22 protein-coding genes are annotated in these 20,142 nt (G+C 63.7%); 11 read left to right on the top strand and 11 right to left on the bottom strand.

Annotation, left to right across the window (positions count from 1 at the left end):
• Positions 1-141: 141 nt before the first annotated feature.
• From kdpE to QCE62_RS04670, 4 genes are read right to left on the bottom strand one after another with little or no spacing between them, the layout of a single operon-like run.
• The gene (gene kdpE, locus QCE62_RS04685) at positions 142-840 is read right to left on the bottom strand and encodes a two-component system response regulator KdpE (protein WP_309914881.1); all 699 of its coding nucleotides are present in this window, start codon (positions 838-840) and stop codon (positions 142-144) included.
• 43 nt (positions 841-883) lie between these two features.
• A complete protein-coding gene (locus QCE62_RS04680) occupies positions 884-1,858 on the bottom strand; it encodes a quinone oxidoreductase (RefSeq protein ID WP_309914878.1) in 975 nt (324 codons plus the stop codon).
• Between the two features lie 29 nt (positions 1,859-1,887).
• Complete coding sequence (locus QCE62_RS04675) at positions 1,888-2,277, bottom strand: methylglyoxal synthase (RefSeq protein WP_309807847.1); 390 nt, start codon at positions 2,275-2,277, stop codon at positions 1,888-1,890.
• Between the two features lie 53 nt (positions 2,278-2,330).
• Positions 2,331-3,110 carry an SDR family oxidoreductase gene (locus QCE62_RS04670; RefSeq protein ID WP_309914874.1) on the bottom strand — a complete coding sequence of 260 codons (780 nt, stop codon included), beginning with the start codon at positions 3,108-3,110 and terminating at the stop codon, positions 2,331-2,333.
• Positions 3,111-3,423: 313 nt separating this feature from the next.
• Here QCE62_RS04670 and upp point away from each other — a divergent pair, with 313 nt between their 5' ends.
• The 9 genes from upp (at position 3,424) to rng (ending at position 11,687) form a co-directional block, all read left to right on the top strand.
• The gene (gene upp / locus QCE62_RS04665) at positions 3,424-4,077 is read left to right on the top strand and encodes a uracil phosphoribosyltransferase (protein ID WP_309914871.1); all 654 of its coding nucleotides are present in this window, start codon (positions 3,424-3,426) and stop codon (positions 4,075-4,077) included.
• A gap of 350 nt (positions 4,078-4,427) precedes the next feature.
• Positions 4,428-5,156, top strand: a complete 729-nt coding sequence (locus QCE62_RS04660; RefSeq protein ID WP_309807843.1) for a YebC/PmpR family DNA-binding transcriptional regulator — start codon at positions 4,428-4,430, stop codon at positions 5,154-5,156.
• A gap of 283 nt (positions 5,157-5,439) precedes the next feature.
• Entirely contained in the window at positions 5,440-6,735 is a 1,296-nt protein-coding gene (gene purD / locus QCE62_RS04655; protein ID WP_309807842.1) for a phosphoribosylamine--glycine ligase, read from the top strand.
• Positions 6,736-6,873: 138 nt separating this feature from the next.
• Positions 6,874-7,833, top strand: a complete 960-nt coding sequence (gene hemF / locus QCE62_RS04650) for an oxygen-dependent coproporphyrinogen oxidase (RefSeq protein ID WP_309914870.1) — start codon at positions 6,874-6,876, stop codon at positions 7,831-7,833.
• Complete coding sequence (locus QCE62_RS04645) at positions 7,824-8,552, top strand: nicotinate-nucleotide adenylyltransferase (protein ID WP_309914866.1); 729 nt, start codon at positions 7,824-7,826, stop codon at positions 8,550-8,552. The genes hemF and QCE62_RS04645 overlap by 10 nt, the downstream gene beginning before the upstream one ends.
• Before the next feature lie 13 nt (positions 8,553-8,565).
• A complete protein-coding gene (gene rsfS, locus QCE62_RS04640) occupies positions 8,566-9,015 on the top strand; it encodes a ribosome silencing factor (RefSeq protein ID WP_309807839.1) in 450 nt (149 codons plus the stop codon).
• A gap of 40 nt (positions 9,016-9,055) precedes the next feature.
• Entirely contained in the window at positions 9,056-9,526 is a 471-nt protein-coding gene (gene rlmH, locus QCE62_RS04635) for a 23S rRNA (pseudouridine(1915)-N(3))-methyltransferase RlmH (protein WP_309914864.1), read from the top strand.
• A gap of 66 nt (positions 9,527-9,592) precedes the next feature.
• Complete coding sequence (locus QCE62_RS04630; protein ID WP_409017786.1) at positions 9,593-10,210, top strand: Maf family protein; 618 nt, start codon at positions 9,593-9,595, stop codon at positions 10,208-10,210.
• 7 nt (positions 10,211-10,217) lie between these two features.
• Positions 10,218-11,687: a ribonuclease G gene (rng, locus tag QCE62_RS04625; RefSeq protein ID WP_309807836.1), complete on the top strand. Its 1,470-nt coding sequence runs from the start codon at positions 10,218-10,220 to the stop codon at positions 11,685-11,687.
• 79 nt (positions 11,688-11,766) lie between these two features.
• Here the strand turns inward: rng and QCE62_RS04620 are convergent, their stop codons facing one another.
• From QCE62_RS04620 to QCE62_RS04590, 7 genes are all read right to left on the bottom strand, one after another.
• Positions 11,767-12,315: a hypothetical protein gene (locus tag QCE62_RS04620; RefSeq protein ID WP_309914861.1), complete on the bottom strand. Its 549-nt coding sequence runs from the start codon at positions 12,313-12,315 to the stop codon at positions 11,767-11,769.
• A 3-nt stretch (positions 12,316-12,318) separates the two neighbouring features.
• Entirely contained in the window at positions 12,319-13,002 is a 684-nt protein-coding gene (locus QCE62_RS04615; RefSeq protein WP_309914857.1) for an RES domain-containing protein, read from the bottom strand.
• A gap of 391 nt (positions 13,003-13,393) precedes the next feature.
• Complete coding sequence (locus QCE62_RS04610) at positions 13,394-13,873, bottom strand: Imm50 family immunity protein (RefSeq protein WP_309914855.1); 480 nt, start codon at positions 13,871-13,873, stop codon at positions 13,394-13,396.
• A gap of 9 nt (positions 13,874-13,882) precedes the next feature.
• Positions 13,883-14,617, bottom strand: coding sequence for a hypothetical protein (locus QCE62_RS04605; RefSeq protein ID WP_309914852.1), 735 nt, complete (start codon positions 14,615-14,617; stop codon positions 13,883-13,885).
• 27 nt (positions 14,618-14,644) lie between these two features.
• Positions 14,645-14,869, bottom strand: a complete 225-nt coding sequence (locus tag QCE62_RS04600) for a hypothetical protein (RefSeq protein WP_309914849.1) — start codon at positions 14,867-14,869, stop codon at positions 14,645-14,647.
• 112 nt (positions 14,870-14,981) lie between these two features.
• Complete coding sequence (gene msbA, locus QCE62_RS04595) at positions 14,982-16,700, bottom strand: lipid A export permease/ATP-binding protein MsbA (RefSeq protein WP_404987350.1); 1,719 nt, start codon at positions 16,698-16,700, stop codon at positions 14,982-14,984.
• A 180-nt stretch (positions 16,701-16,880) separates the two neighbouring features.
• Complete coding sequence (locus QCE62_RS04590; protein WP_309914844.1) at positions 16,881-18,158, bottom strand: O-antigen ligase family protein; 1,278 nt, start codon at positions 18,156-18,158, stop codon at positions 16,881-16,883.
• A 168-nt stretch (positions 18,159-18,326) separates the two neighbouring features.
• Between QCE62_RS04590 and QCE62_RS04585 the strand changes: the two genes are divergently transcribed.
• Together QCE62_RS04585 and QCE62_RS04580 are read left to right on the top strand one after the other, a co-directional pair.
• A complete protein-coding gene (locus tag QCE62_RS04585) occupies positions 18,327-19,322 on the top strand; it encodes a glycosyltransferase (RefSeq protein ID WP_309914842.1) in 996 nt (331 codons plus the stop codon).
• A gap of 55 nt (positions 19,323-19,377) precedes the next feature.
• A complete protein-coding gene (locus QCE62_RS04580) occupies positions 19,378-20,139 on the top strand; it encodes a glycosyltransferase family 2 protein (protein ID WP_309914839.1) in 762 nt (253 codons plus the stop codon).
• Positions 20,140-20,142 lie beyond the last annotated feature (3 nt).

The following is a 20,142-nucleotide window of genomic DNA, read 5'->3' as shown; positions in this document are numbered from 1 at the left end:
GCTTCGGATCGTCAGGCAGGTTGTGCAACAGGGCCGACAGCGCTCAAGGGACTGCTGGCCGAGTGTAGACGCCGCGCACCCGCCGCATGCGCTAACCCTGCATCACCTGCGGCTGGGAATAAGGAGCGGGTCAGGACCGCGTTACTGCACGCCCACGAGCCGGTAGCCGACGCCCGTTTCAGTCACGATGTGCTCGGGCTGCGCCGGATCGCGTTCGAGCTTCTGACGCAGATGCGCCATGTAGATGCGCAGGTAGTGCGGGCTCTCGACATGCGACGGTCCCCACACGTCGAGCAGCAACTGCCGATGCGTCAGCACGCGGCCCGCATGCCGCACCAGCGCCGCGAGCAGGCGGTATTCGAGCGGCGTCAGATGCACGCTCTCGCCGTTGCGGGTCACGCGCCGCATGGCGAGATCGACGCTCACGTCGCCGAAGCTGACGGCAGGCGTTTCGCTGGCCGGCGCCTGATTGCGCCGCCGCAGATGGGCACGGATCCGCGCGAGCAGTTCGGAGACGCCGAAGGGTTTGGTGAGGTAATCGTCGGCGCCGGCATCGAGCGCGGCGACCTTCTGCTCTTCCTGCGTGCGCGCCGACAGCACGATGATCGGCAGCCCGCTCCAGCCGCGCAGTTCGCGGATCACGTCGATGCCGTCGACATCCGGCAGGCCGAGATCGACGATCACGAGGTCGGGCTTGCGCGTCGCCGCCTCGACGAGCCCCTGCTGCCCGCTGAGCGCTTCGTGCACGCTCATGCCCTGCGCCTCCAGCGAGACGCGCACGAAGCGGCGGATCTGTTTGTCGTCTTCTATGAGGACGACGGTCGGGGACGGCTCGTTCATGTTTCAGTCGTTCATGGTGTTCACGAACCGTCCCGCTTCCGCATCAGGGAAGCAGGATGGTCGAACCGGTGGTGCGGCGCGCCTCGAGGTCTTCGTGCGCGCGGCCCGCTTCCGACAGCGCATAACGCTGGCGCACGTTGGTCTTGACCTTGCCCGAAGCGACCACCTCGAACAGTTCCGCCGCCATGGTGTCGAGATCGCTGCGTTTGGCGATGTAGCTGAAGAGCGTCGGACGCGTGAAGAACAGCGAGCCTCGTCCGGCGAACTCGGACGAATCGATCGGCGGCAACGGCCCCGACGAATTGCCGAAGCTCACGAACAGGCCCAGCGGCGCGAGGCAGTCGAGCGAGGCGATATACGTGTCCTTGCCGATCGAGTCGTAGACCACCGGCACGCCCGCGCCGTTGGTGATCTCGCGCACGCGCTGCGTGAAGTTGTCGCGGGTGTAGACGATCGGATGGTCGCAGCCGTGCGCCTTCGCGAGTTCGGCCTTCTCGTCCGAACCCACGGTGCCGATCACGGTCGCGCCCAGCGCCTTGGCCCACTGGCACGCGATCATGCCGACACCGCCCGCCGCCGCGTGGATCAGCACGGTATCGCCCGGCTTCACGCGATAGGTCCGGCGCAGCAGATACTGCGCGGTCAGTCCTTGCAGCATGATCGACGCGGCGTCTTCATAGCCGATTGCATCCGGCAGCTTGACGACATAATCCGCCGCCATCACGCGCTCTTCGGCATACGCGCCCGGCGGACGCGACGCGTAGGCCACGCGGTCGCCCGGCTTGAACTGCGTGACGCCCTCGCCCACCGCCGTGATCTCGCCCGCGCCTTCCATGCCGAGCCCGCCGGGCAACGGCATCGGATACAGGCCGGTGCGGAAATACACGTCGATGAAATTCAGCCCCACCGCATGATGCCTGACGCGGATCTCGCCCTTGCCCGGCGCGCCCACCTCCACGTCAACCCACTTCATCACTTCCGGGCCGCCTGCCTTGTCGAATCGGATTGCCTTGGTCATCGCTCGTTCACCTCCGTCACGTGTCGGGTTCAGGACGCCCGCGCGAAGCGCAGGCGCAAGTCGTCGAGCAGCATGCGCGCCGTCGCGATGTTGGTCGCGCACGGCACGTTGTGCACGTCGCAGGCGCGCACCAGCGCATTGATGTCCGGCTCGTGCGGCTGCGGCGTCATCGGGTCGCGCAGGAAGATCACCATGTCGACGCGCCCTTCGGCCAGCTCCGCGCCGATCTGCAAATCGCCGCCGTGCGGGCCGGACAGTTTGCGCTCGACCTCGAGCCCGTGCGCCGCAGCGATGCGGCCGCCCGTCGTGCCCGTGGCCACGAGGCTGCATTGCGCGAGCGTGGCGGCGAACTCGCCCGCCAGCGTGACGATGTCGTCCTTCTTCATGTCGTGCGCGATCAGCGCGACGCGTGTGCTCATGTGCTCCATCCTCCTGTCGTTGTCGTTATGGTGTTTCTGATGTTTCTGATGTTTCAGTAAGTGCCCGGATAGGCGCCGCCGTCGATCAGCAGGTTCTGTCCGGTGATGTAGCCCGCATGCACGCTGCACAGGAACGCACAGGCGCGGCCGAATTCCTCCGGCGTGCCGAAGCGTCCGGCCGGCAAACTCTCAGCGCGGCGCGCGCGGATGTCGTCGATGGAGACGTTCTGCGCCTTGGCCTGCGCTTCCATCGTCACGCCGATGCGGTCCGTGTCGAACGTGCCCGGCAGCAGGTTGTTGATGGTGACGCCCGTCGCGGCGACCTTGCGCGCCACCCCGGCGACGAAACCGGTCAGTCCCGAACGCGCGCCGTTCGAGAGACCGAGCACGTCGATCGGCGCCTTCACCGAGGAACTCGTGATGTTCACGATGCGCCCGAAGCCGCGCCCGATCATCCCGTCGATGGTCGCCTTCATCAGTTCGATCGGCGTCAGCATGTTGCCTTCCAGCGCCTTGATCCACATCTCGTGCGTGAAGGTGCGGAAGTCGCCCGGCGGCGGCCCGCCCGCGTTGTTCACGAGAATGTCCGGCGCGGGGCAGGCGGCGAGCGCGGCGGCGTGGCCGGCGGGCGTCGTGATGTCGCCCGCGACGGTCTTCACGTCCACGCCGTATTGCGCGCGGATATGCGCGGCGGTCGCTTCGAGCGTCTCCGCGGTGCGCGCGGTGATCACCAGGTTGACGCCTTCAGCGGCGAGCGCTTCCGCGCAGCCGCGCCCCAGTCCCTTGCTTGCCGCGCACACGAGCGCCGTGCGCCCTGCGATTCCCATGTCCATCGTGCTGTTCTCCGTGATCGTTCGGCAGGCAGGGCGGACGCCGATTGCGCCCCGCCCTCGCCGCCCGGGTTCATCCATCGCGCAATTCTAGAAGAATCGGGGCGGCAACGTCGGCGGCTGCTTCGGCGCAGGCATTCGACGGCGCGCGATTCTTCTTAGGCTGGGGCGGCCTTTTCGGTAAACTGTCGCCACTGTCCGCGCGAGGCGCCGCCGGCGCCAGAGCGCTTCGAAATCGCGCCGGACCCGCCGTATCGCACCCGACGTGACCCGGCAGCCCATCACACGAGCAGGACGCGCAGCACGCGCGAGACCCATGACACAAGACAGCCGCTTTCCCAATCTCTTCATCCTCGATCACCCGCTGATCCAGCACAAGCTCACGCACATGCGCGACAAGGACACGTCCACGCGCACCTTCCGCGAACTGCTGCGGGAAATCACGCTGCTGATGGGCTATGAAATCACCCGCAACCTGCCGCTGACGACCAAGCGCGTGGCCACGCCGCTCGTCGAGATCGACGCGCCGGTGATCGCCGGCAAGAAACTCGCGATCGTGCCCGTGCTGCGGGCGGGCATCGGCATGTCGGACGGCTTGCTGGACCTGGTGCCGTCGGCGCGGGTCGGCCATATCGGCGTGTATCGCGCGGACGACCACCGCCCGGTCGAATACCTCGTGCGCCTGCCGCCGGATCTGGAAGAGCGCGTCTTCATCCTGTGCGATCCGATGGTCGCCACCGGCTACTCGGCGGTTCACGCCGTCGACGTGATGAAACGCCGCAAGGTGCAGAGCGAGAACATCGTGTTCGTCGCGCTGGTCGCGGCGCCCGAAGGCGTGAAAGTGTTCCAGGACGCGCATCCGGACGTCAAGCTGTACGTCGCCTCGCTCGATTCGCATCTCAACGACCACGCGTACATCGTCCCGGGCCTGGGCGACGCCGGGGATCGCCTGTTCGGCACGAAAAACTGAGCTTTTCTCCAGCTAGCGCTGATCCTGCAACCGCCGCGCCCCCTGCGCGGCGGTTTGCGTATACGAACGAATTTGCGTTTTTTCATCGCGTATCGCCGGGATTTCGTGCAGTTTCGGTCCGCTTTCCCGGTTTGGTTCGCGCGCATGGGTACTGGGGACGGGTGCCTCCATGCTAAAATTTCGGTCTGTTCCCGATCGGGTCGGCAGCACCGGACAACGCCTCGGCGGTCCACGCGCCATTCCGTCACACGCCCACGCCGGACCGCACCGGCCAACGGCACGGAACCACACATTCAGCACGACAGCACACTAGGCGCCGGAGCCAAGCCCGCGCGCGATGGAGAAAGGTAATGGCGGGTCATTCGAAATGGGCCAACATCAAGCATAAGAAAGCCGCGGCCGATGCAAAGAAAGGCAAGGTCTGGACACGCCTCATCAAGGAAATCCAGGTTGCGGCGCGCATGGGCGGCGGCGAGGTCGATTCGAACCCGCGCCTGCGTCTGGCCATCGACAAGGCCTACGACGCCAACATGCCGAAGGACAACATCAACCGCGCCATCCAGCGCGGCGTCGGCGGCGTGGACGGCGCCAACTACGAAGAAATCCGTTACGAAGGCTATGGCATCGGCGGCGCGGCGATCATCGTCGACACGATGACGGACAACCGCACGCGCACCGTCGCGGAAGTGCGCCATGCGTTCTCGAAGTTCGGCGGCAACATGGGCACGGACGGCTCGGTGTCGTTCATGTTCGATCACGTCGGCCAGTTCCTGTTCGCGCCCGGCACGCCGGAAGACACGCTGATGGACGCCGCGCTCGAAGCCGGCGCCGACGACGTGGTCACGAACGAAGACGGCAGCATCGAGGTCATCTGCCCGCCGAACGATTTCCAGAAGGTGAAGGACGCGCTCGAAGCCGCCGGCTTCAAGGCGGAACTCGCCGAAGTGACGATGAAACCGCAGACCGAAGTCGAATTCAGCGGCGACGACGCGGTGAAAATGCAGAAACTGCTCGACGCGCTCGAAAATCTCGACGACGTGCAGGAAGTCCATACCAACGCGGCGATCAACGAGGACTGAGCTTCGGATCGCTGCGGGGCAAGGTGAATGCGCCCTTGCCCGTGCATGGAACGTCTTTCGCTTCGGCATGATGGCCGGAGCAGCGCCGCCGGAAGCATGCGGCGCGGCATCGCCCCGAGAAAGGCGCGTGACGCTGCCGTGGTCCGCGCGAACCGCCTTCTGCACGGGATGAACGCCCGCGCGCGACCCTCCGTGCAGTCCGGGACCGATGCGCCCGCCGCCTTGTTCTCAAGCTGCTTCATCGCTCGTTTTTACGCTTTTAGTCAGGATTTCGGGGATTCACATGAAGTTACTCGTCGTCGGTTCCGGCGGTCGCGAACATGCACTCGCTTGGAAGCTTGCGCAATCGCCGCGCGTGCAGATCGTCTATGTGGCGCCGGGCAACGGCGGCACCGCGCAGGACGAGCGTCTGCGCAACATCGACATCACGGACCCGGCGGAACTCGCCGATTTCGTCGAGCGCGAACATGTCGCGTTCACGCTCGTCGGCCCGGAGCAGCCGCTGGCCGCGGGCATCGTCAACCTGTTCCGCTCGCGCGGGCTGAAGATCTTCGGGCCGAGCAAGGAAGCCGCGCAGCTCGAAAGCTCGAAGGATTTCGCCAAGGCGTTCATGAAGCGCCACAGCATCCCCACCGCCGAGTACGAAACCTTCTCCGACGCCGCCGCGGCCCACGCCTACATCGATACGAAAGGCGCGCCGATCGTCATCAAGGCCGACGGCCTCGCCGCCGGCAAGGGCGTCGTGGTGGCGATGACGCTGGAAGAAGCGCACGGCGCCGTCGATTCCATGCTCGCCGACAACAAGCTGGGCGATGCCGGCGCGCGCGTCGTGATCGAGGAATTCCTGGCGGGCGAGGAAGCCAGCTTCATCGTGATGGTGGACGGCAAGCACGTGCTGCCGCTCGCCTCCAGCCAGGACCACAAGCGCCTGCTCGACGGCGACCGCGGCCCCAACACGGGCGGCATGGGCGCCTATTCGCCCGCGCCGATCGTCACGCCGCAGCTGCATGCGCGCGTGATGCGCGAGATCATCCAGCCGACGGTGCGCGGCATGGAAAGCGAAGGCATCCGCTTCACGGGCTTCCTGTACGCGGGCCTGATGATCGACGCCAACGGCAACCCGAAGACGCTCGAATTCAACTGCCGCATGGGCGACCCCGAGACCCAGCCGATCATGGCGCGTCTCAAGGGCGACTTCTCGAAGGTCGTGGAAATGGCGATCGACGGCAAGCTCGACGCCGTGGAACTCGACTGGGACCGGCGCACGGCGCTGGGCGTGGTGCTGGCGGCGCACAACTATCCGGAGACGCCGCGCAAGGGCGATCGGATCAACGGCATTCCGGCGGAAAGCGAGCAATCCGTGACTTTCCATGCGGGCACGACGCTCGCCGACGGCAAGCTGACCACCTCCGGCGGACGCGTGCTGTGCGTGGTCGGACTGGCGGATTCCGTGCGCGGCGCGCAATCCGTGGTCTACGATACAGTCAACCAGATCTCCTTCGACGGCATGCAGTACCGTCGGGACATCGGCTATCGCGCGCTGAACCGCAAGCACGACAAGCCGGAAAAGCACGGCTGATACGGGCCTGCGCGGCCTGTGCCGCACGAGTACGCACGCTGCCGGACCTCGCGTCCGGCAGCGTGCTTTTGAGAGTTGCGCGACGGAGGCTGAGCCCCGTCCTTTCATGGCCGCCGAAGCGGCGTAGTCCAGCAATCGATGAGTGAAACGAACCGCACCGCACAGACCCACGGCGAATCCGGCACAGCCTGCGACATCGCGGCCGTGCGCGCCTACCTGACGGGCTTGCAGACGCGCATCGCCGACGCGCTCGGCGCGTTCGACGGCACGCCCTTCGGCACCGATGCCTGGACCCGCGAACCCGGCGCGCATCTGCGCGGCGGCGGCGTGACCCGCATCCTGGAAGGCGGCGGATTCTTCGAGCGCGGCGGCATCGGTTTCTCGGACGTGCAAGGCGACGCGCTGCCGCCCTCCGCGAGCGCCGCGCGCCCGCAACTGGCCGGCCGCGGTTTCGAGGCGCTGGGCGTCTCGCTGGTCATGCATCCGCGCAATCCGCACTGCCCGACCGTGCACATGAACGTGCGCATGCTGACGGCGCTGAAGGCGGGCGTTGCGCCCATCTTCTGGTTCGGCGGCGGCATGGATCTGACGCCCGTGTACGGCTACGAGGACGACGCGCGGCATTTTCACCAGACCTGTCGCAACGCGCTCGATCCGTTCGGCACGCAGTTGTATCCGCGCTTCAAGACCTGGTGCGACGAGTACTTCTACCTGAAGCATCGCAACGAACAGCGCGGCATCGGCGGGATCTTCTTCGACGACTTCTCCGAGCCCGGTTTCGACGCGTCCTTCGCGATGATGCGCAGCGTCGGCGACGCGTTCCTGAACGCCTACCTGCCGATCATCGAGCGCCGCCGCGACACGCCCTACAGCGACCGCGAGCGCGAGTTCCAGGCGTACCGGCGCGGCCGCTATGTCGAATTCAATCTCGTGTTCGATCGCGGCACGCACTTCGGTCTGCAGAGCGGCGGCCGCACCGAGTCGATCCTGCTGTCGATGCCGCCTGCCGCGCACTGGCGTTACGACTGGAACGCGGAACCGGGCACGCCGGAGGCCAAGCTAGTGGAAGATTTTCTGGTGCGGCGAGAATGGCTTTAACCCCGGCCATGAGCCGTGGCACGCCGTGCGCGAAGCGTATCGGACTGCTCGGCGGCACCTTCGATCCCATCCACAACGGGCATCTGGCGCTGGCACGGCGCTTCGCCGAGGTGCTGCGGCTGACCGAACTTGTGCTGTTGCCGGCGGGTCAGCCGTGGCAGAAGGAAGGCGTGTCGGCGCCTGAGCACAGACTCGCCATGACGCGCGCGGCGGCCCGTTCGCTTTCGATACCCGGCGCGACCGTGACCGTCGCGACCGACGAGATCGATCGCCAGGGCGACACCTATACCGTCGATACCCTGGCGCGCTGGCGCGAACGCGAAGGTCCCGATGCGTCGATCTCGCTGCTGATGGGCGCGGATCAGCTGGTCAAGCTGAACTCGTGGCATCGGTGGCGTGAGTTGTTCGAGCATGCGCACGTGTGCGTGGAAACGCGCGCCGGCTTCGACGTGGCCACCCTGCCCGCCGAAGTCGCCGCGGAGCTCGAACTGCGCCGTGCCTCGCCCGAGACATTGCAGGCGAGCACGCACGGTCACATGCTCATCGACGAAAGTCTGCTGCTCGACGTGTCCGCCACGGCCATCCGCGAAGCAGCCCGCACGATGCGCGACACACAGGCGCCGGACCCGTCAGCGGAACAGCATGACCGCGCCCGCGCCGAAGTCCCTGAGTCAGTATGGGACTATATTGTTCAACATCACCTGTACCGGACACGGTAAAGACACCCCAATCATGGAAATTCAGAAGCTGCAACGCGCGATCATCGACGGTCTGGAAGACGTCAAGGCGCAGGACATCAAGGTCTTCAACACCACCCACCTGACTTCGCTGTTCGACCGCGTGGTCGTGGCAAGCGGCACGTCGAACCGGCAGACCAAGGCGCTTGCCAACAGCGTGCGCGAGAAGGTCAAGGAAGCGGGCGGCGACATCGTCAGCACGGAAGGCGAAGAGGTCGGCGAATGGGTGCTGGTGGACTGCGGCGACGCGGTCGTGCACATCCTGCAACCGGCGCTGCGCCAGTACTACAACCTCGAGGAAGTCTGGGGCGACAAGCCGGTGCGCGTGAAGCTCCAGAAACCGAACATGTTCGGCGGCGCGAACGTCACGGCCGACGACGAAGACGAGGACGAAGAAGACGCGAAGCCGGCCGTCAAGCGCGTCGCCCGCAAGCGCGCTTCCTGAGCCGCGTGAGTCACGTGAGTCACGTGATCGGCGCGGTTTCATGAAGCTCGTCATCCTGGCCGTCGGACACAAGATGCCCGACTGGATCACGAAGGGCTTCGACGAGTATGCGAAGCGCATGCCGCCCGAATTGCGCATCGAGCTGAAGGAAATCAAGCCGGAGCAGCGCTCGTCGGGACGCAACGCCGAGAGCGTGATGGCGGCGGAGAAGCAGCGAATCGAAGCTGCGTTGCCGAAGAATGCGCGGATCGTCGCGCTGGACGAACGCGGCCGCGACTGGACCACGATGCAACTGGCGAACGCCCTGCCCGGCTGGCAGCAGGAAGGCCGCGATGTCGCATTCGTGATCGGCGGCGCGGACGGGCTCGATCCCGCCGTGAAGTCGCGCGCCGAACTGCTGCTGCGCGTGTCGAGTCTGACCCTGCCACACGGCATGGTGCGCGTGCTGCTCGCCGAACAGCTTTACCGCGCGTGGAGCATCACACAGAATCATCCTTATCATCGCGCGTGAGGCGGACCGGCGGTTGAATCTCGAAGGCCGCGCAAGCTCGCGTGCGCTTTCCTGATCCCATCGACGATGCCCACCACTTATCCCTTCCTGTATCTCGCCTCCCAAAGCCCGCGCCGCAAGGAGCTGCTCGCACAGCTCGGCGTGCGCTGCGAATTGCTGATGCCCCGCCCCGATGAAGACGCCGAAGCGCTCGAAGCCGAGCTGCCCGGCGAAGACGCCGCCGCCTATGTCGTGCGCGTGTGTACGCTGAAGGCGCAGGCGGCCCGTGCACGCCTGCTCGCGGGCGGTCATCATGAAGCGCCGATCCTGGTCGCCGATACGACGGTGACCATCGACGGTCTGATTCTCGGCAAGCCGCTGCACGAGGAAGACGCCGTGGCGATGCTCGAACGGCTTGCCGGCCGCGAGCATGAAGTGCTGACGGCGCTTGCGGTCGTCGATGCGCACGGCACGCTGCTCCCGCCTGCGCTGTCGCGCTCGACGGTGCGGTTCGCCGCCGCCGACCGTGCTGCGCTGCAGCGCTACGCCGCCACCGGCGAGCCGCTCGGCAAGGCCGGCGCCTACGGCATCCAGGGCCGCGCGGCGGAGTTCATCGAGCGAATCGACGGGTCCTATTCGGGTATCATGGGTCTGCCCCTTTTCGAAACCGCAGCACTCTTGCGCGTGGCGCGCGTCGAATTCTAAACAGGCCATGAACGAAGAAATCCTGATCAACGTCACACCGCAGGAATGCCGCGTCGCACTGGTTCAGCAAGGTGCGGTTCAGGAACTTCACGTCGAGCGCACGCTGTCGCGCGGGCGCGTCGGCAACGTCTATCTGGGACGCGTCGTGCGCGTGCTGCCGGGCATGCAGTCGGCGTTCATCGACATCGGTCTCGAACGCGCCGCGTTTCTTCATGTCGCCGATATCTGGCATCCGCGCATCGCGGGCGAATCGCATGCGTCCACGCCGCATGTACCGATCGAGAAGATCGTCTTCGAAGGCCAGTCGCTGATGGTGCAGGTCGTGAAGGACCCGATCGGCACCAAGGGCGCGCGACTCTCCACGCAGGTGAGCATCGCGGGGCGCACGCTGGTTTATCTGCCGCAGGAGCCGCATATCGGCATCTCGCAGAAAATCGAGAGCGAAGCGGAACGCGAAGCCGTGCGCGCGCGCCTCACGGCCGTATTGCCCGCAGACGAGAAAGGCGGCTATATCGTGCGCACCATCGCCGAAGATGCGACAAGCGAGGAACTGGCCGCCGACGTTGCCTATCTGCGCAAGACCTGGGCGACCATCGTCGCGCAGGCGCAGCGCGTGCCGCCGACCACGCTGTTGTATCAGGATCTGAATCTGTCCCAGCGCGTGCTGCGCGATTTCGTCAACGACGAAACCACGCGCATCCAGGTCGATTCACGCGAAACCTATCAGATGCTCGCGGACTTCGCGGCCGAGTTCACGCCGGCGGTGGCGTCGCGTCTGCATCACTACACCGGCGAGCGGCCGCTCTTCGATCTGTACAACATCGAGGCGGAGATCCAGCGCGCGTTGTCGCGGCGCGTGGACCTGAAGTCGGGCGGCTATCTGATGATCGATCAGACCGAGGCGATGACGACCATCGACGTCAACACGGGCGGTTACGTCGGCGCGCGCAATTTCGACGACACCATTTTCAAGACCAATCTCGAAGCCGCGCATACGATCGCGCGGCAGCTGCGGTTGAGAAATCTCGGCGGGATCATCATCATCGACTTCATCGACATGGAGAATGTCGAGCATCGGGATCAGGTGCTGGGCGAGCTGAAGAAAGCGTTGTCGCGCGATCGCACGCGGGTGACGGTCAATGGGTTCTCGCAGCTCGGTCTGGTGGAAATGACGCGCAAGCGTACGCGGGAATCGCTTGCGCATGTGCTGTGCGAGCCGTGTCCGGTGTGTCAGGGCAAGGGACAGGTCAAGACGCCGCGCACGGTGTGTTACGACGTGCTGCGCGAGATCATGCGCGAGTCGCGGCAGTTCAATCCGCGTGAGTTTCGGGTGGTTGCGTCGCAGCAGGTCATCGACCTGTTTCTCGAGGAAGAATCGCAGCATCTGGCGATGCTGATGGATTTTATTGGCAAGCCCGTGTCGTTGCAGGTGGAAAGTAATTTGTCGCAGGAACAGTATGACATTGTGTTGATGTAGGACTCTGCAATCTTGTCCCGCCGTAAGGGCTCGCAAACTCGTTATCAGGGTTGACAAATTACCTATGAGCGTGCCGATATCAGGAGCGATCGAACAAGTCACTCCCACAATAACTCAACTCCATCAGAGGGTTAAAAAAATGAACTCTGATGGGGCCTATTCCGAAGGCGCCCAGCTTGCTAACAAAAGCATTCGGTTCCGATTGCACAACGGCTAAGCCAAGCGCGGTGCATGACCAGTAGACCACTGGTCCGAAGAGCCCTTGATAACCGATATGCGTCAAGACAAAGCGATTGATGCATTTTAGAGCGATCGTACCCTGTTCGATTTGTCGACCAAAAAGGGCAAAATTGGGTATGGTATAGGACTCTACGTATGCATCTGCCTGAGGGCGAATCAGGCGGCGCGACATGCCATATACAGTTTCAAAGGGAAGACCGCCAGTACGCAGCAGGCTGTAATAGGAAGGATAGATAACGCCGTCGAAGCCTGCATCTCTAGCAGCTATGGCAATTTTTCGGGTAATTTCACAAGCATGTGAACTCGCAAGAAAAAGCATATGAACTGCGATGTCGAGACTTTCATACTCAGTTACCTCATCCTCATCGAGGAGAGCGGTAAGATCCAAGAGTCACAGATCTTTAGTTGGCTGCAACGTAGCAACATAAATGTCATCCTCCGCAGTGACGCGACATTCATGAATGCAGATATCCAAGTCCTGTGAACCATACATAACACCGAACCCAGTCGAATCGAGCCGCCCTCTCCCCACGAATTGCAAAGGAGGGCAGTCGTACTCGTCTGGCTCAGCCGGACGCTGAGGATTCACTCGCACACGATAGAACAATGAACCCTTAGCTAACATCCGCACGGGATATTCGCTCACTATTCGCTTTATGACCTCGCAACGGCTCGACGGATCTTGCAAGGCCTTCAGAGGCTCAACCTCTCCAAGCATCCAGTAACGAGGCCCATAGTGAAAGAATCCAATCTTTCCCGCCTCTTCAATGATTTTTACATCGTAGTCAAGCCATGGCGATGGCGCAATGCTACTGTTGCCGTAGTGGTGCTCATTGAACTGCACACAAGGAGCCCCTCCATAGTCGAACCGGATCGTCGTACCACTAACGAAGAAGCTGTGCGCGATCGCCAAGACCTGCTCTTTTCTCAGTTTTCTTCCGCCAGAGCTTTTGCAATTTGGGCACACGCCCTCTTGTTCAACCCCGATTTTCCAAGAGTCGATCCGCAGCCCTTCGTCGACGAAGCATTTTGAGCAAAGAAGAAAGCTCGTGGTGGCATCGGTTTCACCCATCATCTCGTCCCCATTAGATTTTCTAAGCTGAAATCGACAATTAGCGCAACTCGATTCCATGGATAAAAGCATCGTCAAGTTTGTAGTTTTTCAAAATTCTCTTGACTCAACAGCGCACGAATAAGATCGATCTTTAAGACGAAACTATGCAAACTCCATGAGATTCCACCGCGCGCGTCCCACCCTCATTACGCGATCCGACAGTTCTTCGCTGGGCGAAGAACCCCCCTTTCCGTGGACTTGTCCGCGCTCCATTCTTTCTCGCCGCTTCGAGATGCATACCGAAGTATCTCATTGAGCGTGCGAAATCTGCCCCTCCGCTGATGATGGTGGGCCTGGATTATGCGAGTCGCGACTCTTCAATACGTCCGGCCCTTGTCGACACGAAGCAACATCATTCAGCCTTCCCCGCAGACGAGCGGACATAAGGCAGCATGTCGATAATGGAGACCTGCACGCATGTCAATCTCACATCAAGGCCGACGTTCGGCAGCAGATCGAGCTTGATCAATCCGTCCACGCGCGACAACGTCATCTCCATGATCGTCGCTTCTTCGAGCATGGCGTCGACATCAATCTCCGATTGCCGCACATCGAGACAATCGATCACAACCATTCGATCCACGCGCCCGGTGGTAGGCGGCGGCCCATAGCAGTTGTGAAGCACTTCGAGCCGCACGTCCACCATGGTCCGCATGATCCCGTCAGGAAGGTCTCGACCATCGAGCCCCTTGCGCGTCTTGCGCCACCTTCTCATACATAAAGAACGTACTGCTGCGTCATGGAAAGACGGATACCCTCCCAGATGCGTCACCAACGCGTCCGCATTCGTTGCCAGTTCCCAACCCCAAGTCTTGTTTCCTGATTGACTCATCGGCGTACCTCACTCGCATTTGATCGATGACATCGGAAGATGTGCGTCGTCTCGAACCCCGCCGGAGAAATTATGGCCATGCGGTCCGCCATGGCTACCATGATATTGCGCGCACAGATTGCCATTGGAATCGAAATAGTCCACGTCGAGACCATTCAGATTCACGCGGAATCCGCCCGGCTCATTCCCCGTGATTCGCATTCCGCGTGCGGTCACCTCAAATACATCATCGCTCGGAGCTCTTGGCACAAAGCCGAATGGCTCCGCCTCGCTGAACGCCGTTGCGATCGTCCCATCAGGAAGTACATCACCCGGATTCGCCGCCATAATCGCGAAGAAATCATTCCTTGAATATCGGCGCGGTGGAGGCGGCTCATACGCTGCAACTTTCACGGGCACGCTTTGCCGCTTCGGAAACAACTGGGAAGGCGTGAATGTGACGGAGCGCGGACGAGGCTCGTTGGCTGAGTCGCGGTGCGCACTCAGCGCACTGCTGGGCGCATCGGGAATTGTCACAAGCTCACCCGACTCGACTGCCAACTCTATCTCAAGCACGGCACGAAACTGATCCTGTTTGCGCAAGTCAAGCAACTCACACAGTTGGGCAACAACCTCTGGATCGCTCGACCATCTGAATTTGTCGGCAAGAAACAATCGCGCGCTGACGCTGGCGAGTTCCTCATCGCTACGAGCGATCAAGCGCGCATCGCGACGACGACACACGGTCAAGGCCAGATCCCACAATCTGACTTCAGTCCTCACCGCTACCCCTCAATGCGCCGCCACGATCAACCGCCAGCGAATCTCCTCCCAGCTCGGATGCTGATGATGATTCTGCGGCGGCAGCGGATGCCCTTCGGTGGACACGGCATTGTGACCGCACGTTTCACATCGGTAGATGCCGGAAAACGGCGTCGCGTGGCCGGGATCGTAGAGCGCGCCGAATGCCGCGTGGTCGCTCTGATCCAGATACTGAGGGAACCGGTAATAAGCCATAGGATTGATCCGACCCGTGTAAAAGCCGTCATCATCCCGTTTGCCGCGTCGCGTGTGAACGCGATATTTCTTATGTTTCTACGCAGCAAATTTCCACGCTCATCCCACCCGATCAAGCCGCCTGCTGCTGATACTGGATCCGGTGCAGATGTGCATACAAGCCATCCTTGCGCAGCAATTCGGCATGACTGCCCTGCTCGGCAATGCGCCCCGCCTCCATCACGAGAATACGGTCCGCGCGCTCGATGGTCGACAGCCGATGCGCGATCACCAGCGTCGTGCGCCCCTTCATCAGCGTCTCGAGCGCCGACTGCACATGCCGCTCCGACTCCGAGTCGAGCGCCGACGTCGCCTCGTCGAGAATCAGGATCGGCGCGTCCTTGTAGATGGCGCGCGCAATCGCCAGACGCTGACGCTGCCCACCCGACAAGCGCATGCCATTGCCGCCGATCAAGGTATCGATCCCCTCCGGCAACGCATTCACCACATCCGCAAGATTGGCCGCCGTCAGCGCCGACATCACCCGGTCGCGATCCGGCGTCTGCCCGTACGCGACGTTCGCCGCAATCGTGTCGTTGAACAGCACGACATCCTGGCTGACCATCGCAAGCTGGCCGCGCAGGTCGTGCAGCTTGTAATCGGAGAGCGGCACGCCGTCGACGAGCACCTGTCCGCCGCGCGGATCGAAGAAGCGCGGCAACAGGTTCACGAGCGTCGTCTTGCCGCTGCCCGACGGACCCGCCAGCGCCACCATCTCGCCCGGCGCGACCTTGAACGACACGCGATCGAGCGTCGGCCGGTCGGACGAGCCATACGCGAAGGTCACGTCGCGAAACTCCACTTCGCCGCGCGCGCGCTCGAGCGGCTTGCCGCCGCCCGCAGGTTCGGCCGGCTCGTCGATCAGCCCGAAGATCAGCTCCGCCGCGGTCATGCCGCGCTGCAACGGCTGATTGATGTCGATCAGATGCTTGAGCGGCGAGATCACAAGCAGCATCGACGTGACGAAGGCCACGAAACCGCCCACCGTCGTCTGGTCGCTCGCTGACTGCACCACTGCAATGGTGATGACGATGGCGAGCGCGATCGACGCGAGAAACTGCGTCAACGGCTGCGCGAGTCCGCCGGAGACCTGCATGCGCATGGCATAGCCGCGCAGACGGTGGCTCATCTCGGTGAAGCGGCCGATCTCATACGGCTCGCCGTTATGCACCTTCACGACCTTGTAGCCGCCGACCGTCTCCTCGACGATATACGAGAGCTCGTTGGTGAGCGTCTGATGCTCGCGATTCAGGCGGCGCAGACGCCGGTTGATCTTGCTGACGAGCCAGCCGATGGCCGGCAGGATCACCGCGACGATCAGTGTCAGGCGCCAGTTCAGGATGAACAGATAGCCGAGCAGAAACACGACCGTCAGCGAATCGCGCACCAGCGTCACGACGACGCTCGACAGCACGCTCAGGATCTGGTTCACCTCGAAGACGACGGCGTTGATGATCGTGCTCGCCGTTTCGCGCTGAAAGAAGCCCGCGCTGGTGTGGATCATGCGGTTGAACATTTCGAGCCGCAGCTGCAGCAGGATCTTGTTCGTCACATAGGAGAGGAAGTAGCCCGACGCATATTGCGCCGAGCCGCGCACGAGCGCGAGGCCGATCACGGCCGCCGGCACGAGCCATTTCGCGTGGTCGCTGCCCTTCGAACCGAAGCCGTGATCGAGCAGCGGCTTGAGCAGCATCGGAATGCCGGCCTCGCTCGCCGCGACGATGCCCATCGTGAGCAGGCCCAGCAGCACCATGCCCATCAGCGGGCGGATATACGGCCATAGCCGTTTCATGACTGCCGTCGGCGACGAACTTTCCGTGCCGCCGATCGGCTTGCGCAAACTTGCTTGCTTGTTCAAGAGCGTATCTCCACTTCGCCCGGCGGCTGACTCGTCCTGCCGCGCGGCGCGTGTTGGTGTGTGGTGTAGGTGTCTGTGAGCGAAGGCCGCCGGGCCCGATGCCGCTCAACCCGCTCAACCGATCGGACCGCGTCCCGGTTTCCCGCGCGGCTCGCGCGTATCGTGCGTGATGACCGCGAGCAGCACGGCCCAGATGAGCGCGATGAGTGCGGTGCTCATCACCACCGTGAACACGTCGATGCTCAAACCGAAGATGATAACCGACCCGGACACGGCCATTCCGCAGTAAGCGGCCGTCGATACATCGCGGTGCGGCGATCTCCGGTAGCGCACGAAGTACAGCAGCGGCCCGGCATACAGCAAACCCAGGCACACGACGCCCAGCGCGCCCAGTTCCGCGATGGTCGAGAAGAACTCGCTGTGGGCCCGCTGGTTGACGATATAGGCCGGCACTTCGCCCTGCTTCGCCAGATCGCGCAAGGACGACTCCAGATGCCCCTTGCCGACGCCCGTCAGCGGATGCGCTTCGAACAGGTGAATCGACGCGCGCCACAGCAACAGACGCGCCCCGATCGAGCTGTAGGCGGTCGAGCCTTCCGCCAGTTGCGTGACATCCGACTGCGTGGCCAGGACGCGCTCGCGTCCCAGCGGCGACGCGAAGAGCGCGGCCATCGCCAGCGCCACGACCAGCAGCGCAACGAGCCAGTGCTTCGCGTGCTTCACCCAGCCGAAATTCAGCGAGCACAGCGCGAGAAACAGCGGAATCGCCAGCCAGCCGCCGCGCGTGCCCGACAGATAGGATGCGTAGACGCCGCCCGCCAGCCCCAGCAGCTTCACCGCGATACCCAGACGCCGGACGAGCGCATTCGGATAGTCGTCCCAGCGGATCGTCATCGCCGAAAGGAAGCCGAGCAGCAGCGCGGTGTTGCCGTAGGGAATCGGATTGGTGAAGGTGTTGCCGAGCCGGTTGATGTCGTTGACCGTCATGTGGATGCTGCTGTCCACGGCCCACGCGCCCGCGCCGATCGCACCGAGCGCGCAGCCCCAGCCGAACGCCTTCAGATGCCGGATGGGCAGGTTCACGAGCAGGAGAAAGATGGGCAGGCTCAGCGTGAAGCGCGACATGCCGTCGAATTCGCGCGGCAGGAAGTAGCCGTCTGTCGCCTGTTGCAGCGGCAGGTAGACCATGAAGCCCAGCATGGCCACGGTGTACCAGGGATAGGCCCTGACGAGCAGGCTGCCCTTGAGCCGGAAGGCCCGGCTGAAGCCCGCGAAGAGCGCGATGGCAAGCAGCACGAAAAAGCAATAACCGGTTCCACCCCGTACGACGAGCGTGCTCGCGGGCGCCAGCAATACCATGCTGGCAATGACGTAACGAAGATTTTTTTCCAAATCGTGAACCTGACAGGGGTGGACCGGCCGGCGGCGGTCGCGCATCCCAAAAACCCGCGTTATTATAGCCGCTGGCGCCTGGCACGCTCTTCGCTCAGAAGCTGCTCGAGGAACTTTGAAGCCATAGCCGGCAAGGCGCTCCAGCCATCCACGCGTTGTGAAACTGAAATGCCAGCGACACCTCAAGACACTCCGGGCGCGCCGCTCGCAAGTTTCCTGCTCATCACCTTCAATCAGCAAAATACCGTCGCCGATGCGATCCGCGGCGCCCTCGCGCAGACCTGGTCGCCGCTCGAAATCCTCATCTCCGACGACGCCTCCAGCGACGCCACCTTCGCTGCCGCCGAGCAATGCGTGCGCGATTATCGCGGCCCGCACGTCGTGCGGCTGTATCGCAACGAGAAAAATCTCGGCATCAGCGCGCATTTGAGCGCACTGGCTGCGCGCGCCTCGGGCGAGATGCTGTTCATCGCGGCCGGCGACGACATCTCGCGGCCCGAACGGGTCGAACGCGTGATGCGCGTATGGCTCGACAGCGGCCGGCGCTACGACCTGATCGCCACCGACCTGCAGGACCTCGACGCCGCAGGCCAGACCCACGACGTGCTGCGCGTCACCGACCTCGACGGCTATCGCAGCTTCGAGGCGTGGTCGGGCAAGCGGCCGCATCTGGTCGGCGCGGCGCACGCCTGGGCGCGGCGGCTGTTCGACGCGTTCGGTCCGATCGCGCCCGGCATCTACGGCGAAGATCAGATCATGGCGTTCCGCGCCATCATGAGCCAGGGCGCGCACACGCTGCACGAGCCGCTCGTGCTGTACCGGCGCGGCGGGCTCTCCAGCAAGCGGCGCTTCCGGACGCCGGCGGATTTCGTCGCGCGCATCCGGCTGGCAAACCTGAACGGCTCGGGCGAGACCCGCCAGTTGCTGAGCGACGCCGACAAGGTGGGCGTCGGCGCCCAGATGCGCGCGTTGCTCGCGACCAAATCCGCGCGCGAGTCCTACGTGAGCGCGATGTTCGGCACGGGTTCGGTGCGCAGCAAGCTGGCGCTGCTCGCGCGCGCCACGGAGGTCAGCTTCGGCTTTCGCGTCAGGATGTTCGTCTACGCGACCTGTCCGTGGCTGTTCTCGCCATTCTTCTTCCTGAAGTGGCACTTGCGCGGATAATCGCGCGGGTCCTCTCAACCGCTTCTCCCGGCGCGCGCCGCCCCTTTATAGCCCCATGAACCCTCCGACGCTCGGCATCGCCATCATCACGCACAATGCCGCCGCCCGGCTCGCTCAGTGCCTGCAGGCCGTCTCCTTCGCCGACGAGATCGTCGTCGTGGACGGCGGCAGCAGCGACGCCACCGTGGGCATCGCCGAGGCGCATCGGGCGCGCGTGATCGTCGCGCGCGACTGGCCCGGCTTCGGCCCACAGAAAAACCGCGCGCTTGATGCCCTCGCAACAGACTGGGTGCTGTCCATCGACGCCGACGAGATCGTGACGCCCGAACTCGCCGCCGCGGTTCGCGCGGCCATCACGGATCCGCAGGCGGATGTCTACGCGGTGGACCGGCTGTCGAGTTTCTGCGGCGTGTGGGTGAAGCACAGTGGCTGGTATCCGGACTGGATCCCGCGGCTGTTCCGGCGCGGCACCGCGCGCTTTTCGCCGGACCTGGTCCACGAACGGCTCGTGCTCTCGACGAGCAAGCCCGTGGTGCGCCTCTCCGGCCGGTTGATGCACTACTCCTACGAAGATTTCGAAGCGGTGCTGCGCAAGCTCGACGCGTATTCGACCGCCGGCGCCGAGCAGCGCCACGCGGCCGGCAAACGCGGCAGCTTCGGCGTTGCGCTGGCGCGCGGGGCGTGGGCGTTCGTGCGGACCTATGTACTGCGGCGCGGTTTTCTCGACGGCCGCACGGGCTTCATGATCGCGCTCTTCAATGCGCAGACGGTGTATTACCGGTTCCTGAAGCTCGCGCACATGAACGAGTTCCGCTGAAGC

Origin of the sequence: Caballeronia sp. LZ033 (assembly GCF_031451265.1) — a bacterium.
In the GTDB taxonomy this organism is placed as follows: domain Bacteria; phylum Pseudomonadota; class Gammaproteobacteria; order Burkholderiales; family Burkholderiaceae; genus Caballeronia.
Note: the sequence above shows the minus strand (reverse complement) of the source record. Positions and strands in the feature narration are given on the sequence as shown.

Excerpts from the sequence above, each read along its gene's own strand:
- kdpE (WP_309914881.1), bottom strand. The coding sequence starts at position 840 with ATGAACGAGCCGTCCCCGACCGTCGTCCTCATAGAAGACGACAAACAG.
- QCE62_RS04680 (WP_309914878.1), bottom strand. The coding sequence starts at position 1,858 with ATGACCAAGGCAATCCGATTCGACAAGGCAGGCGGCCCGGAAGTGATG.
- QCE62_RS04675 (WP_309807847.1), bottom strand. The coding sequence starts at position 2,277 with ATGAGCACACGCGTCGCGCTGATCGCGCACGACATGAAGAAGGACGAC.
- QCE62_RS04670 (WP_309914874.1), bottom strand. The coding sequence starts at position 3,110 with ATGGACATGGGAATCGCAGGGCGCACGGCGCTCGTGTGCGCGGCAAGC.
- upp (WP_309914871.1), top strand. The coding sequence starts at position 3,424 with ATGACACAAGACAGCCGCTTTCCCAATCTCTTCATCCTCGATCACCCG.
- QCE62_RS04660 (WP_309807843.1), top strand. The coding sequence starts at position 4,428 with ATGGCGGGTCATTCGAAATGGGCCAACATCAAGCATAAGAAAGCCGCG.
- purD (WP_309807842.1), top strand. The coding sequence starts at position 5,440 with ATGAAGTTACTCGTCGTCGGTTCCGGCGGTCGCGAACATGCACTCGCT.
- hemF (WP_309914870.1), top strand. The coding sequence starts at position 6,874 with ATGAGTGAAACGAACCGCACCGCACAGACCCACGGCGAATCCGGCACA.
- QCE62_RS04645 (WP_309914866.1), top strand. The coding sequence starts at position 7,824 with ATGGCTTTAACCCCGGCCATGAGCCGTGGCACGCCGTGCGCGAAGCGT.
- rsfS (WP_309807839.1), top strand. The coding sequence starts at position 8,566 with ATGGAAATTCAGAAGCTGCAACGCGCGATCATCGACGGTCTGGAAGAC.
- rlmH (WP_309914864.1), top strand. The coding sequence starts at position 9,056 with ATGAAGCTCGTCATCCTGGCCGTCGGACACAAGATGCCCGACTGGATC.
- QCE62_RS04630 (WP_409017786.1), top strand. The coding sequence starts at position 9,593 with ATGCCCACCACTTATCCCTTCCTGTATCTCGCCTCCCAAAGCCCGCGC.
- rng (WP_309807836.1), top strand. The coding sequence starts at position 10,218 with ATGAACGAAGAAATCCTGATCAACGTCACACCGCAGGAATGCCGCGTC.
- QCE62_RS04615 (WP_309914857.1), bottom strand. The coding sequence starts at position 13,002 with ATGATGGGTGAAACCGATGCCACCACGAGCTTTCTTCTTTGCTCAAAA.
- QCE62_RS04610 (WP_309914855.1), bottom strand. The coding sequence starts at position 13,873 with ATGAGTCAATCAGGAAACAAGACTTGGGGTTGGGAACTGGCAACGAAT.
- QCE62_RS04600 (WP_309914849.1), bottom strand. The coding sequence starts at position 14,869 with ATGGCTTATTACCGGTTCCCTCAGTATCTGGATCAGAGCGACCACGCG.
- msbA (WP_404987350.1), bottom strand. The coding sequence starts at position 16,700 with ATGAAACGGCTATGGCCGTATATCCGCCCGCTGATGGGCATGGTGCTG.
- QCE62_RS04585 (WP_309914842.1), top strand. The coding sequence starts at position 18,327 with ATGCCAGCGACACCTCAAGACACTCCGGGCGCGCCGCTCGCAAGTTTC.
- QCE62_RS04580 (WP_309914839.1), top strand. The coding sequence starts at position 19,378 with ATGAACCCTCCGACGCTCGGCATCGCCATCATCACGCACAATGCCGCC.